Consider the following 14,911-nt stretch of genomic DNA (forward strand, 5'->3'; position numbering starts at 1 on the left):
CCAGGTTTCACTGTTTCTGCGCGGTGCGCCGTTCGTACCACACCAGCATCGGCTGAGTGCTCAAACCATGCACCATGATGCTCAACGCAATCACCGAAAGCGTTAGGTTCACCGCCACGGCGCTGCTGGTGCCGATCAGCCCGTGGTTGAGGGCGTAGAACAGGTAGTAGATGCTGCCGATTCCGCGAATGCCGAACCAACTGACCAGGCTGCGTTGGCGACGGTCCATCAGGCTGCCCCACGGCATGGCGAACACGCTGAGCGGGCGAATCACGCAAAACAGCAGCGCGGCCAGCGCCAGTGCGCGCCAATCCCAATGGCTGACCAGCACAATGCCCAGCACGGTCACCAGGAACACTTCCATGGAACGCTCCACCAGGCTGCCGAAGGCGAGCATGTCGCCCATCATTACGCCGGCCGCGATTTGCGTATCCTGCAATTGACTCACATCGCCATGCAGGGCCCGTTCAGGCTCGATCTCCAGGTGACCGACCACCGGTTGCGCCAGATGCTCGGCGGGTGTCTGGGCGTAACCGGTGGACTTGAACTCCGCCTGGCGCAGCCCCAGGCCCGCCGCGAATACCGACAGGAAGCCATAACCACCGATGGCTTCAGCGCTGACATAGGCCAGGGCGATCAGCGCCAGGGTCAGGTAGTCATTGGGTGACAAGGTGCTGTCGGCATTGATCAGGCGCAGGCGCAAGGTCAAACGACCGATGCCACGCCCCATCCAGTACCCCGTCAACAGCCCGGCCGGGACTGCCCACAGCAGGTTTTTCAGCACCCAGCCACCGAACCAGTCGCCATCGAAACCGCCATGCTGCATGAACAGCAGGCCGAAGATCACAAAGGGAAACGCGGTGCCGTCGTTCAAGCCGGCTTCGCCGGACAGGCCGAAACGCAGGGGGTCGTAGTCCTGGGCATTATTGACCTGAACCAGGCCGGCCAGTACCGGGTCGGTGGGCGCCAGCATCGCGCCCACCAACAGCGACACGCCCCACGACAGCTGGAACAGGTAATGCAGCGCCAGGCAGGCGCCGAAGATGGTCAGCAGCATCACCGGCCCGGCCATGCCAAAGGCGATGCGCCAAGTGCGGTGCCTGAGCGGCAGGCGCAGTTTCAAGCCGCTGACGAACAGCGAAAACAGCACCGCGACTTCAGTCAGGTGCTCCATCCAGCGGGCTGAGCCCTTGATGTCCAGGTCCAGCAGGTCCACACCCAGCGGGCCGATAGCGACGCCCAACAGCAGGCACACCGCCGAGGTGGTCACCGGCATCCAGCGCAGGTAGGAGGACGTGAGGGCGAGGGTCAGCAATACGGCGCCCAGTACGGCCAACCATAGAATGAATGTCATCGAACGAGCACCGGGGGCCGTGGTTTGTGCAGGTTTTGAGGGCCGCGGCAGGGTTCAGGTTCAATGTGATTGCATCGCGTTGCCACTCAAGCCGGCGACGGTTTCATGCTGATTTGATCCGATCCTGCAACAAGCGCTCCAGCGTCTCCACCGGCAATGGTCGGCTGAACAGATAGCCCTGGATCTGATCGCAGCCGGCTTCTTTCAGGAAGGCCAGCTGCGCCTGGGTTTCCACCCCTTCGGCGACGACGCGCAGCTTCAAGCTGTGAGCCAGTTCGATGATCGTGCGGGTAATCGCCGCATCCTGCGGGTTAGTGGTGACTTCGCGGATAAATGCGATGTCGATCTTCAGCGTGTCGATGGGGAAGCGACGCAGGTACGCCAGGCTCGAATAACCGGTGCCGAAATCGTCGATGGCGATCTTCACGCCCATGGCGCGCAGGCGTTGCAGGGCGGCGATAGTGTGTTCAGTGTTTTCCATCAGCGAGCCTTCGGTGAGTTCCACCTCCAGCCAGTGGGCGTCAACGCCGGTTTCGACCAGGATGTGCTCGATGTCGGCAATCAGGTCGCCCTCGATCAACTGATGCCCCGAGACGTTGACCGACACTTCAATCGCACCGAGGCCGTTCAATTGCCAGGCGGCGATCTGTCGGCACACGCTCTCAATTACGCAGCGTCCCACGGGCACGATCAGGCCGAGGTTTTCCAGGATCGGCACGAACACCGCCGGCGATACCGCGCCATACCCTGGCCGATCCCAGCGCAGCAAGACTTCCAGGCCGCAGACTTCGCCGTTGGCCAGTTCGACCTTGGGCTGGTAGTGCAGGGCAAACGCGTGTTGTTCGACCGCCTCGCGCAGGTCGTTCTCCAGGTCTTGCCGGGCCAGGTCGTGCACGTTCATCTGGGTGTGATCGCTGCCGCGTTGTTGCAATTGCTGCTCCAGCCTCAGGCTGTGTTGTTTGAGCTCATCGCCATGGGCCTTGAGCCGCAGCAGGTTGCGCACCCGCAGCCACAGTTCGACGCGTTCGACCGGCTTGCTGATGAACTCCTCGGCGCCGGTTTCCAGGCCGCTGACCCGCGCGCTGGATTCGCTCAAGGCCGAGAGCATGATGATCGGGATGTTCGCCGTGACGGGGTTGGCCTTGAGCTGGGTGGCCACTTCGTAGCCGTCCATGCCGGGCATCATGATGTCCAGCAGGATCAGGTCGGGCGGCTGCTGCGCCACCAACTGCAAGGCTTCTTCGCCGTTGCTCGCGCTCAGGGTCTGGTAACCCTCATGCTGCAGCAGGGTTTCCAGGAGTTTGCGGACCTGGGGTTCATCGTCAACGATCAACAGGGTTGCGGGTGAGCTGGCCATGGAGAGAACTCATGCGGGAGGTGTGATGGTCGGGTTCAGCAGGGTGTCGATCACCTGGTACAGCTCCTTGTAGCGCAGGGGCTTGGTGACGTAGGCGTCGCAACCGGCCAGGCGGGTTTTTTCCCGATCTTCCTTCATGGCCATGGCGGTGAGGGCGATCACCGGGATATGCGCGGTGAGCGGGTCTTGCTTGAGCAAGCGGGTCGCGGCCAGGCCGTCCATGCCTGGCAACTGGATGTCCATCAGGATCAGCGCCGGTTGTTGTACGCGGGCCAGGGTCAGCCCGCTTTCGGCATCCGCCGCCCACTGCACGTTGTGCCCGGCACTGACCAGCAGCAGGCGCGCCAGGCGCATATTCGCTTCGTTGTCTTCGATGATCAGGATATCGGCCATGCGGCCTCCGGAATCCGGTGCAGCGGCAGCCACACGACGAAACGCGCGCCCAGGCCTTCGCGGCTGGCCACGGCCACGCTGCCGCCGTGCAGTTCGGTCAACTGCTTGACCATCGCCAGCCCCAGGCCGGTGCCTTCGAATTTGCGCGCCAGGCTGCTGTCGATCTGGCTGAAGGCCTTGAACAACTTGCCCATGTCATCCGGGGCGATGCCGATACCGGTGTCGCTCACGCTCAGCTCGAGGAATGCCGGGTGACTGCCGGGCGGCAGGGCAAAACCCTGCACCGGCCAATCGCCGGGGACCCGGCCGACCTGGTCACGCCCGACTTCACGCACCACCAGGGTCACGGTGCTGCCGTGCTCACTGAACTTCACCGCATTGGCCAGCAGGTTGTAGACGATCTGCTTGGTCTTGCGCAGGTCCAGTTGCAGCCAGCCAAAATCCTGCGGGTTGTCCAGCGTCAACTGGATGCGCTGCAGGGCGGCCTTTTCACGCACGATCAACAGGCTGTTGGCCAACAGGCCGGCCAGTTCCACGGGTTCCAGTTCGAGGTCCATCATCCCGGCCTCGACCTTGGACAGGTCGAGGATGTCGTTGATCAACGCCAGCAGATGCTGGCCGCTGGTGAAGATATCGCCGATGTATTCGCGCTGGATCTCGCTCATGTCGCCCACCAGCCCGTCCTTGAGCGCCTCGGAAAAACCGATCACCGCGTTCAGCGGTGTGCGCAGTTCATGGGACATGGTGGCGAGAAATTCCGACTTCATGTGGTTGGCATGCTCCAACTCCAGGTTCTTTTCTTCCAGGGCGCGTTCGAAGCCTTTGCGCTCGGCTTCTTCCTGCTTGCGCGCGGTGTTGTCGGTGCCGATCAGCAGGTAACCGATGATCGTGTCATGGCGGTTGCGCAGCGCCGTTACCGAAACCATGGCCGACAAGCGACTGCCGTCCTTGCGGATGTAGGTCAGCTCGTAGATGTCTTCGATGCCGCGGGAGGCCTTGAAGACCAGGGCTTCGAACCCCGGCGTGATCGGCGTATCGAGTTCCAGGCTCAGAGCGGCGGCGCGGGTAATCAGTTCGGCTGGGTCGGAGATGTCGGCGGGGGTGATTCGGTTGAGCACATCGGCGGCGGCGTAACCGAGCATGCGTTCGGCGCCGACGTTGAAGATCTGGATCACGCCCTTTTCGTCAGTGGCGATGCTGGAGAAATAGGCGCTGTTGAAGATCGCATCCTGCAGCGCGCCGGTCTTGAGCAAGGTTTTCTGGCGCTTGAACTCGACGATTTTTTCGGCGCGTGATTGGGGCGGGTCGGGTAGGGGGGTGTCCATTGCCAGGTAATCCGTGAACGTCAGGCCTGCCATCGGCACAGGGCGATGGCGCAGAACATGTTCACAGAAGACCGCGCGAACGCGACGATGAGGACATGAGTTTGTTGGACAATAGCAGAGATTGTGGCGTTTTGATGGCCGAGGCCGGCCTTTTGACGCAATAGCGTCCGCATTTCAATGATTTACATGTTTCTTCGCTGATGAAACGTTTCACCTTACGGATAATTGGCAACGCAAGCGCTTGCGTAAGCAAATGTATCTAAACTAGAGTCGGCAGCACTCGACAACAAAAACAATAAATCCAGGAGCTCATCCATGAGCCTTGAACCCTTGCTTGAGATGCAGGGCATCAGCAAAACCTTCAACGGTTTGCGCGTGCTCAAAAGTGTCGGCCTGAAGGTCTACCCCGGCGAAATTCACGCCTTGATGGGGGAGAACGGCGCCGGCAAGTCCACGCTGATGAAAATCCTCTCCGGCGCCTACCAAGCCGATCCCGGCGGCGTTATCCGCATCGACGGCCAACCCGTCGCCAGCTTCACTCCCGCTACCGCCAAGGCCCTGGGCATCGCCGTGATCTACCAGGAACTGAGCCTGTGCCCGAACCTGAGCGTGGCCGAGAATATCTACCTGGGCCGCGAACTGCGCCGAGGCTGGACCATCGACCGCAAGGGCATGCAGGCCGGTTGCGTGGAGGTGCTGCAACGCCTGGGCGCCGAATTCACCGGCGCCACCCAGGTCAGCAGCCTGTCGATTGCCGAGCGCCAGTTGGTCGAAATCGCCCGCGCCCTGCATGCCCACGCCAGGATCCTGGTGATGGACGAACCGACCACGCCGTTGTCGTCCCGTGAAACCGACCGTCTGTTCGCGCTGATCAAACAACTGCGCAGCCAGGGCCTGGCAATCATCTACATCAGCCATCGCATGGCCGAAATCTACGAGCTGTCGGACCGCGTCTCGGTGCTTCGCGACGGCCAATATATCGGCGAGTTGACCCGCGCGGCGCTGTCGGCCGACGTGCTGGTGAAAATGATGGTGGGTCGCGACCTGTCCGGCTTCTACAAGAAGGAACACGCTGCCTATAACCCCGGCAACGTAGTGATGCGCGTGCGCGACATGGCCGATGGCAAGCGCGTGCGCCACTGCAGTTTCGATCTGCATGCCGGTGAAGTGCTGGGCATTGCCGGGCTGGTGGGGGCAGGGCGCACGGAGCTGGCACGGCTGATCTTCGGCGCCGACCCGCGCACCAGCGGCACCCTGGAAGTGGTGGGCAAGACGCTGACGCAACTGCGCACCCCGGCGGACGCCATTGGTGCCGGCGTGGTGTACCTCACCGAAGACCGCAAGGCCCAGGGCCTGTTCCTGGACATGAGCGTGGCCGACAACATCAATGTGTGCGCCTGCGTGCCGGATGCGCGGGCCGGTGGCGTGCTCGATCGCGCCCATGGCGCACAGCGCGCCAATGACGCGATCAAGTCGCTGTCGATTCGCGTGGCCTCGGGCAAGGTCACTGTGGGCGCGCTGTCCGGCGGCAACCAGCAGAAGGTGTTGCTGGCGCGGCTGCTGGAGGTCAAGCCCCATGTACTGATCCTGGATGAGCCCACCCGTGGCGTGGACATCGGCTCCAAATCCGAGATTTACCGCATCATCAATCAATTGGCCCAGGCGGGTGTCGGCATTGTGGTGATCTCCAGCGAACTGCCGGAAATCATCGGCACCTGCGACCGTGTGCTGATCATGCGCGAAGGCCAGTTGGTGGCTGAAGTCGGCGGGGCCTCCGGTCACGTCATCTCCCAGGAACGTATTATCGACCTCGCCACCGGTGGCGATCAGGTGGCTGCCAATGGCTGAATTCAATAGCGCAACAACCGTGGGCAAGGCCGAACGCGTGCGTGAGCTGATGCGCACGGTGGGCATGTTGCCGGTGCTGGTGTTGCTGCTGGTGGGCTTCGCCCTGGCCAGCGAGAACTTCATGACCCTGCAGAACCTGTCGATCATCACCCAGCAGGCCTCGGTGAATGTGGTGCTGGCGGCCGGCATGACCTTCGTGATTCTTACGGCGGGCATCGACCTGTCGGTGGGCGCGATCCTGGCGGCGTCGGCGGTGGTGGCTTTGCAGGCGTCGATGTCGCCGCAGTTCGGCATGTTCGGCATCGCCGCCGGGATTGGCTTTGGCCTGTTGCTGGGCTTGGTCAACGGTGGGTTGATCGCCTTCATGCGGTTGCCGCCGTTCATCGTCACCCTCGGCGCGCTCACCGCCATGCGTGGCCTGGCAAGGCTTTTGGCCGACGACAAGACCGTGTTCAACCCCGACTTGCCGTTTGCTTTCATCGGCAATGACTCCATCCTCGGTGTGCCCTGGCTGGTGGTGATTGCCGTGGCGGTGGTGGCGCTGTCGTGGTTCATCCTGCGTCGCACGGTGATGGGCGTGCAGATCTATTCGGTGGGTGGCAACCCGGAAGCGGCGCGACTGTCGGGGATCAAGGTGTGGAAGGTGCTGTTGTTCGTCTACGCCATGTCCGGCGCGCTGGCCGGGCTCGGCGCGGTGATGAGCGCCTCGCGCCTGTTCGCCGCCAACGGCCTGCAACTGGGGCAGTCCTATGAACTGGATGCGATTGCCGCCGTGATTCTCGGTGGCACCAGCTTTACCGGCGGCGTCGGCACCATCGGCGGCACCCTGATCGGTGCGCTGATCATTGCGGTGCTCACCAATGGCCTGGTGCTGCTGGGGGTGTCGGATATCTGGCAGTACATCATCAAGGGCATCGTGATCATCGGCGCGGTGGCGCTGGATCGCTATCGCCAGTCCGGCGCGCGTACCTGAGTTGGCTCATACAACAATCACAAGAGAGAGACCCGCATGAACGTCAAACGTATTTTCCCGCTGATTGCCTTGGCTGCCCTGATGTCCCAGGCCGTGCAAGCCCGTGAACTCAAGGCCCTGGGCATCAGCATGGGTTCGCTGGGCAACCCGTATTTCGTCACGCTGGCCGATGGCGCCACGGCGCGGGCCAAGGCGTTGAACCCCAACGTCAAGGTCACTTCGGTGTCGGCCGACTATGACTTGAGCAAGCAGTTTTCGCAGATCGACAACTTTATTTCCTCCAAGGTCGACCTGATCCTGATCAATGCCGTCGACCCGTCCGCCATGGCCTCGGCGATCAAGAAAGCGCGGGATGCCGGGATTGTCGTGGTGGCGGTGGATGTGGATGCCAAGGGCGTGAACGCCACGGTGCAGACCGACAACGTCGAAGCCGGCAAGCTGGCCTGCCAATACCTGGTGGATAAACTCTCGGGCAAAGGCAATGTGATTATCCAGAACGGCCCGCAAGTGACCGCCGTGACCGACCGCGTCAAAGGCTGCAAGGCCGCACTGGCCTCCGCGCCGGATATCAAGCTGCTGTCCGACGACCAGGACGCCAAGGGCTCGCGTGAAGGCGGCCTGAACGCGATGCAGGGTTACCTTACGCGCTTCCCGAAAATCGACGGCTTGTTCGCGATCAACGACCCGCAAGCCATTGGCAGCGACCTGGCGGCCAAGCAACTCAAGCGCAGCGGCATCATTATCACCTCGGTGGACGGCGCGCCGGATATCGAAAACGCGCTGAAGACCGACACCCAGATCCAGGCCTCCGCCAGCCAGGACCCGTGGGCCATGGCCCAGACCGCCGTGGATGTGGGCAATGACCTGCTCAACGACAAAGCCCCCGCGCAAGCGTTGACCTTGCTCACGCCCAAGCTGATCACCCGCGACAACGTGGGCAGCTACAGCGGCTGGTCGAGCAAACACTGAAGTCTTGAGCCTAGAGGATAGCGCCATGGTCACCATGGATGACGTGGCACGCAGGGCCGGGGTGTCGACGTCGACGGTGTCCCATGTGCTCAACGGTACGCGCAAGGTCAGCCCGGCCACGGTGCAGGCGGTGCAGCAGGCGATCCAGGTGCTGGGCTACGCGCCCAACACCCTGGCGCGTTCACTGGCGCGGTCGAGCACCAATACGATTGGCGTGGCGATCTCGGCGCTGTCCAACCATTACTTCAGCGAGACCGTGCACGCGATTGAAACCGCGTGCGCCAGGCACGGCTACATGATGCTGTTCGTCGACACCCACGACGACCCGGAGCAGGAATTGCGGGTCGTCACCGCGCTGCATCAGCGGCGGGTCGACGGCATTGTGCTGGCGCCGTCGAACGGCTCGCTGGCCCTGGATTATCTGCGCGCCAATGCAATTCCCGCGGTGCTGGTGGATCGCATGATGAGTGAGCAGTTCGATCAGGTCGGGGTGGAGAATGCGCAGCCGACCCAGGCCCTTATTGAACACCTGATTGCCCATGGGCATCGCCGTATCGCTTTCATTGCTGGGCGTGCCGGGTTCAGTACCACGGATGAGCGTGTGGCCGGGTACAAAGCTGCGTTGCAGGCGGTGGGGCTGGTGTTTGATCCGCAGTTGCTGGTCAATGGCGGCTCCAACACCGAGCCGGCACGCCAGGCCACCGTGCAGTTGCTGAGCCTGGCCGCGCCGCCCACCGCCATCATGGCCGGCAACAACCTGATGACCCTGGGCGCCATGCAGGCCCTGCGTGACGCCGACATCGACGTGCCGGGGCAAATGGCCCTGGTCGGGTTCGATGATTTCGAATGGGCGGATTTTTTCCTGCCGCGCTTGAGCCTGATCGCACAGCCGGTGCAGCAACTGGGCGCACGCGCCGTCGAGCTGTTGCTGCAGCGCATGGCGAACCCCACTGCACCCAAGCACAGCGTGCGCCTGGCGCCACGCTTGCAGGTGCGCAATTCCTGCGGCTGTGACTGACTGGACCCACCTACGTATGAACCGTCCCGTTTCCCTCGGTATTGATCTTGGCACCTCGGAACTCAAAGCCATCCTCATGGATCTCGACGGCAGGGTGCTGGCCCACGCGGGCATGCGCTTGAGCGTATCGCGTCGCCATGAAGGCTGGTCCGAACAGGCGCCCCAAGACTGGTGGCACGCGTGTTTACAGGCGCTGGAACAGCTGCGCGAGCATGCGGCGTTTGCCCGCGTGGCCTGTATCGGCCTGTCGGGGCAGATGCACGGCGCGGTATTGCTCGGGGATGACAACCGCGTGTTGTACCGGGCCATCCTGTGGGACGACTCCCGCGCGGTAGTGCAGGCGCAGCAACTGGGCGTCGAGCATGCCGAGGTCACGGGCAGCTTGCCGATGGCCGGGTTGACCGCGCCCAAGCTCCTATGGCTGCAACAGCATGAACCTGAGGTGTTCAACGCGATTGATTGCGTGCTGTCGCCCAAGGATTACCTGCGCCTGTGCCTGAGTGGCGAGCGCATCAGCGAGATGTCGGATGCCGCCGGCACCCTGTGGCTGAATGTGGCGCAGCGTGAATGGTTTACCCCGATGCTGCGCGCCACCGGCCTGGCGCCTGCGCAAATGCCCAGGCTGGTGGAAGGCGGCAGCGCGAGTGCCTGTGTAACGGCGGTCGGGCTCGGCTTGTCGCCGCAGGTGGTCATCGCCGGTGGCGGCGGGGATAACCCGGCGGCGGCGGTGGGTATCGGTGCAATCAATGCCGGTGACGGCTTTATCACCCTGGGCACCAGCGCGGCGATTGTCGCGATTACCGACCACGCCGCCGGCAACCCGGCCAGTGCGGTTCACAGCTTCTGCCATGCGCTGCCCGAGCGCTGGTACACCATGGGCGCGATGCTGGCCGGTGCCAGTTGCCTGCGCTGGGTAACACGCCTGACGGGCCTGCCGGATGAGCAAACGCTGTTGGACCAGGTGCAGGCGCAATTGCCCATCGAGCAGGGGGTACCGTTGTCCACGCCGTTGTTCCTGCCGTACCTGGCGGGTGAGCGCACGCCCCATAACGACCCCTTGCTGCGCGGCGGCTTCATGGGCCTCGGCCACGACTGCACGCCGGCGATGCTCGGCTACGCGGTGATGGAAGGCGTGGGTTTCGGCCTGCTCGACGCCTGGCGCGCGGTGCAATCGACCGGTGCCGAGGTCAAGTCCTTTGCGCTCGTAGGCGGAGGGGCGCGCAGTGAGTATTGGGCGCAATTGCTGGCCAATATTCTGCAAAGGGAAGTCTTTACGTTGCACGGCAGCGAATTGAGTGCGTGCATTGGGGCGGCGAAATTGGGGTATATGGCCATCGGGCAGGGCGCGGATCTGCTGGCGGCGGGTATGCCGGTGAAGATGCGGTATGTGCCTGATGAGCGGCATCAGCCTGTGTTGGCGGCGCGCTATCGCAAATTCCAGGGGTTGCTCGCGGCAGCGAAAGCCCTTCAGGACTGAATTCACGACTGGAGCAGAACTAACGTGGGAGGGGGCTTGCTCCCGATGGCAGTGTGTCAGTCTCAGATATGCTGACTGACACTCCGCTATCGGGGGCAAGCCCCCTCCCACATTTGGATCGCAGCGCATCAGATTAGATAGCTGTCGGCTGTGAGACTGCCAACTGCAGCGCCACAGCTCAGGAGCCATACCGCAATTTACTGTGGGAGGGGGCTTGCCCCCGATAGCAGTGTGTCAGTCTCCGATGTGCTGACTGACACTCCGCTATCGGGGGCAAGCCCCCTCCCACATTTGGATCGCAGCGCATCAGTTAGATAGCTGTCGGCTGTGAGACTGCCAGCAGCAGCGCCATAGGTCCGGAGCCTTAGCGCAATTTACTGTGGGAGGAGGCTTGCCCCCGATGGCAGTGTGTCAGTCTCCGATGTGCTGATTGACACTCCGCGATCGGGGGCAAGCCCCCTCCCACATTTGGATCGCAGCGCATCAGTTAGATAGCTGTCGGCTGTGAGACCGCCAGCAGCAGCGCCACAGGTCCGGAGCCATAGCGCAATTTACTGTGGGAGGGGGCTTGCTCCCGATAGCAGTGTGTCAGTCACCGATGTGTTGACTGGCACTTCGCCATCGGGAGCAAGCCCCCTCCCACATTTGGATCGCAGCGCATCAGTTAGATAGCTGTCGGCTGTGAGACTGCCATCTGCAGCGCCATAGGTCCGGAGCTATACCGCAATTTACTGTGGGAGGGGGCTTGCCCCCGATGGCAGTGTGTCAGTCTCCGATGTGTTGACTGACACTCCGCTATCGGGGGCAAGCCCCCTCCCACAGGTTTGTGCGGTGTGCCGTCGGTCAGTCGGTCAACGGCGGCAACCGCCGCTTCACCGGGGTTTTCTTGACGATGGCGGTGTTGGTTTCGGCGTACCCGTTGATTCGGTCCAACAGGCTGTCCAACTGATCCATGGTGCGCACATGCAGGCGGGCGATGAAGCAGTCTTCGCCGGTGACTTTGTCGCATTCAGTGAATTCGGGAATCGCCTGGATCTGGCGTTCCACTTCCTGCAACTTGCCGGGCAGGGGACGGATGCGCACGATGGCTTGCAGCAGGTAACCGAAGTGTTTGGGGTCGATGTCGACGGTGTAGTGGGTCAGCACGCCGCGTTCCTCCAAGCGTCGCAAGCGTTCGCCGACACTCGGCGAAGACAGCCCGGTAATGCCGGCCAGGGCCTTGAGGGACAGGCGTGAGTCATCCATCAAAGCGGCGATCAGTTGCTGGTCGATGGTATCAATCATGGATTTTGCCTAATAAATGAAGGTGATTCGAGGCTGCGGCCTTTTTTAGTCGCTGGAGCGGCTATGTGTCAGATTGCCATAATTGAGCCTCACTTGAGGAGCGTCAATTATGGATACCGCTGTCCGTCGCGGAATGTGGGAAATGATCGCCGCCATGCTGATTTCCGGCACCATCGGCTGGTTTGTACTGGTGTCCGGCGTGTCGGTGATCGAGGTGGTGTTCTGGCGCTGCGTTATCGGTGCGCTGGCGTTGTTGCTGGTGTGCGCCTGGTTCGGTTACCTGAGGCTGGACCTGCTCAGTTGGGCCAGGTTCGGGCTGGCCGTGCTCAGTGGCGTGGCCATTGTGGGCAACTGGTTGCTGCTGTTCGAATCCTACTCGCGCGCTTCAATCGCTATCAGTACGGCGGTGTACAACGTGCAACCGTTCATGTTGGTGATGCTGGCGGCGGTGTTTCTCGGTGAGCCGATCACCCTGCGCAAAATCACCTGGCTGAGCGTGGCGTTTCTGGGCATGTTGGCTATTGTCACGGCCCATGGTGCGCAGCCAGGCGGCGGCGACTATCTGGCAGGCGTCGCACTGGCCCTGGGCGCGGCTTTTTTGTACGCGGTCGCCGCGCTGATCATCAAGCGGCTCAAGGCGGTGCCGCCGCATTTGATGGCGTTGATCCAGGTGACCACCGGTGCCGTGCTGCTGGCGCCGCTGGTGCCCTGGGACAGTTTGCCCGCGTCGACCAATGCCTGGGCGGCGCTGGCGACCCTGGGTCTGGTGCACACGGGGTTGATGTATGTGTTGTTGTACGGGGCGATACAGAAGCTGCCGACCGCAATGACCGGCGCGTTGTCGTTCATCTACCCGATTGCGGCGATTTTCGTCGACTGGATCGCGTTCGGGCATCGCCTTGGGTGGCTGCAATGGCTGGGTGTGGCGGCGATTCTGCTGGCGGCGGCGGGGTTGCAGCGGGGCTGGTGGTGGCCCCGTAACCTCGGTAGGAGCGAGGGGGGCGTCTAGTTCTTGCTCGCGAATAACGTTAACGATAACGCAGCGCATCGGGTTAACACGCGGCGTCCTTACGTTTTTCGCGAGCAAGCTCGCTCCTACAGAGGGTCAGTGCGTGCCCTGAAAGATGATGTTTTCCGGGTTGAAGTGCTCCACGGCGCTGCCCGGCTGAGGCAATCCGAGGATGTGCCCCTTGATCTTGCCGACCACGTGCATCTCGCACGGTTTGCAGTCGAACTTCAGCGTCAGGACCTCGTCGCCATGGATCAACTGCATCGGCGCCACCTTGGTTTTCACGCCCGTCACACCCTTGGCCTGTTTAGGGCACAGGTTGAACGAGAACCGCAGGCAGTGCTTGGTGATCATCACCGGCACTTCGCCGGTTTCTTCGTGGGCTTCGAAGGCCGCATCGATCAGCTTCACCCCGTGACGGTGGTAGAAGTCGCGGGCCTTCTGGTTGTAGACGTTGGCCAGGAACGACAGGTGCGCATCCGGGTACACCGGCGGCGGCGTGGTCTCGGCCTTGCGCCCGCCACGTGGGTGTGCGGCCACGCGAGCGGCGGTCAGTGCCTCGATCACTTCACGACGCAGCGCCTTGAGTTGCGAGTTGGGGATGAAGTACGCCTGCGGCGCATCCAGCTCGATGCGGGTGGCGTGGTACTCGGTGGTGCCGAGCTGGCCCAGCAGGTCGCGCAGGGTGTCCAGGGCCTGTTCCGGCTTGTTGGCCACGCCGAACGGGCCGGGCAGGGTGACACTGGCGCTGATGCCTTCTTCGCTGGTGGCGGTGACGTCCAACTGTGCTTCACGCAGGCGCGCCACCCAGGACAGGCCGATACGGCGCTCGGCCGAGGTCTTGAGCAGTGCCTGTTGCCAGTTATGGTCCAGGTTGCGGTTGAGCGGGTGGTTGGGGCGCAGTTGATGCAGGCCGGCCGGCATTTCGTTGGGTTCGACGCGGTAGCGGTAGCGCTTCTCGCCGTCTTCCTCGAATTCGCCCTTGGGTTCTGCGATGTTGGCGCGAAACCCCACCACTTCACGCTTGACCAGCACATTCAGACCGTCGCCGTTGGACAGCGGCTCGTGGGTGACCACTTGCAAGTCGCGCTTGCCGGCCTTTTCCACCACACCTACCGGCAGGCCGGTGAAGGTTGGGGTATCGAAGGCACCGATATCGATCTTGCGGTCGCTGACAAAGTAGTCGGTACTGCCACGGTGGAAGGTTTTTTCCGGATCGGGCAGGAAGAAGTGCGCGGTACGCCCGCTGGAAGCGCGAGCCAGGTCCGGGCGGTCTTCGAGGATTTCGTCCAGGCGCTGGCGGTAGTAGGCAGTGATGTTCTTCACATAGCCCATGTCCTTGTAGCGGCCTTCGATCTTGAACGAACGCACGCCGGCTTCGACCAGCGCGCGCAGGTTGGCGCTCTGGTTGTTGTCCTTCATCGACAGCAGGTGTTTTTCAAAGGCGACGACGCGGCCCTGATCGTCTTTCAAGGTGTACGGCAGGCGGCACGCCTGGGAGCAGTCGCCGCGGTTGGCGCTGCGGCCGTTCTGCGCGTGGGAGATGTTGCACTGCCCGGAGAACGCCACGCACAGGGCGCCATGGATGAAGAACTCGATGGCGGCGTCGGTCTCATCAGCGATGGCGCGGATCTCTTGCAGGTTCAGCTCGCGGGCCAGCACCAACTGCGAGAAACCGGCCTGGTCGAGAAATTTTGCCCGGCCCAGGGTGCGAATATCGGTCTGGGTGCTGGCGTGCAGCTCGATGGGCGGAATATCCAGCTCCATCACGCCCAGGTCTTGCACGATCAGCGCATCCACACCGGCGTCATAGAGTTGGTGGATCAGCTTGCGGGCCGGCTCCAGTTCGTTGTCATGCAGGATAGTGTTGAGGGTGGTGAACACGCGGGCATGGTAACGGCGGG

The 14,911-nt window shown here is 62.6% G+C and carries 12 protein-coding genes; 6 read left to right on the plus strand and 6 right to left on the minus strand.

Translation table 11 applies throughout. The features are described 5' to 3' along the window. Positions 1-7: 7 nt before the first annotated feature. From BFP93_RS11145 to BFP93_RS11160, 4 genes are all read right to left on the minus strand, one after another. The gene (locus tag BFP93_RS11145; protein ID WP_065893118.1) at positions 8-1,354 is read right to left on the minus strand and encodes a cation:proton antiporter; all 1,347 of its coding nucleotides are present in this window, start codon (positions 1,352-1,354) and stop codon (positions 8-10) included. A gap of 103 nt (positions 1,355-1,457) precedes the next feature. Then, positions 1,458-2,711, minus strand: coding sequence for an EAL domain-containing response regulator (locus BFP93_RS11150; protein ID WP_065893119.1), 1,254 nt, complete (start codon positions 2,709-2,711; stop codon positions 1,458-1,460). Positions 2,712-2,720: 9 nt separating this feature from the next. Next, entirely contained in the window at positions 2,721-3,104 is a 384-nt protein-coding gene (locus BFP93_RS11155) for a response regulator (protein WP_065888128.1), read from the minus strand. After that, entirely contained in the window at positions 3,089-4,429 is a 1,341-nt protein-coding gene (locus BFP93_RS11160; protein ID WP_065893130.1) for a sensor histidine kinase, read from the minus strand. The genes BFP93_RS11155 and BFP93_RS11160 overlap by 16 nt, the downstream gene beginning before the upstream one ends. Before the next feature lie 315 nt (positions 4,430-4,744). On the opposite strand from BFP93_RS11160, the gene BFP93_RS11165 reads away from it, so the two are divergent. From BFP93_RS11165 to xylB, 5 genes are read left to right on the plus strand one after another with little or no spacing between them, the layout of a single operon-like run. Continuing rightward, complete coding sequence (locus BFP93_RS11165; RefSeq protein WP_065893120.1) at positions 4,745-6,277, plus strand: sugar ABC transporter ATP-binding protein; 1,533 nt, start codon at positions 4,745-4,747, stop codon at positions 6,275-6,277. Continuing rightward, positions 6,270-7,250 (plus strand): ABC transporter permease subunit, encoded by a 981-nt coding sequence (locus BFP93_RS11170; RefSeq protein ID WP_065888130.1) that lies wholly within the window; start codon positions 6,270-6,272, stop codon positions 7,248-7,250. Before BFP93_RS11165 ends, BFP93_RS11170 begins: the two co-directional genes overlap by 8 nt. Positions 7,251-7,286: 36 nt before the next feature. Continuing rightward, complete coding sequence (locus tag BFP93_RS11175) at positions 7,287-8,219, plus strand: ABC transporter substrate-binding protein (protein ID WP_065893121.1); 933 nt, start codon at positions 7,287-7,289, stop codon at positions 8,217-8,219. 25 nt (positions 8,220-8,244) lie between these two features. Next, on the plus strand, positions 8,245-9,237 hold the full coding sequence (locus tag BFP93_RS11180) for a LacI family DNA-binding transcriptional regulator (protein WP_065893122.1): 993 nt from the start codon (positions 8,245-8,247) through the stop codon (positions 9,235-9,237). A gap of 16 nt (positions 9,238-9,253) precedes the next feature. Continuing rightward, positions 9,254-10,714 carry a xylulokinase gene (gene xylB, locus BFP93_RS11185; protein WP_065893123.1) on the plus strand — a complete coding sequence of 487 codons (1,461 nt, stop codon included), beginning with the start codon at positions 9,254-9,256 and terminating at the stop codon, positions 10,712-10,714. An 843-nt stretch (positions 10,715-11,557) separates the two neighbouring features. Here xylB and BFP93_RS11190 read toward each other — a convergent pair. After that, the gene (locus BFP93_RS11190; RefSeq protein WP_057722456.1) at positions 11,558-11,998 is read right to left on the minus strand and encodes an Lrp/AsnC family transcriptional regulator; all 441 of its coding nucleotides are present in this window, start codon (positions 11,996-11,998) and stop codon (positions 11,558-11,560) included. Positions 11,999-12,107: 109 nt separating this feature from the next. On the opposite strand from BFP93_RS11190, the gene BFP93_RS11195 reads away from it, so the two are divergent. Beyond that, the gene (locus BFP93_RS11195; protein ID WP_065893124.1) at positions 12,108-13,007 is read left to right on the plus strand and encodes a DMT family transporter; all 900 of its coding nucleotides are present in this window, start codon (positions 12,108-12,110) and stop codon (positions 13,005-13,007) included. A gap of 96 nt (positions 13,008-13,103) precedes the next feature. Here BFP93_RS11195 and BFP93_RS11200 read toward each other — a convergent pair. Next, a partial coding sequence (locus BFP93_RS11200) for a peptidase U32 family protein (protein ID WP_256095201.1) occupies positions 13,104-14,911 on the minus strand: 1,808 nt, incomplete at its 5' end.

The organism is Pseudomonas sp. 44 R 15 (assembly GCF_900004965.1).
GTDB lineage: Bacteria > Pseudomonadota > Gammaproteobacteria > Pseudomonadales > Pseudomonadaceae > Aquipseudomonas > Aquipseudomonas orientalis_A.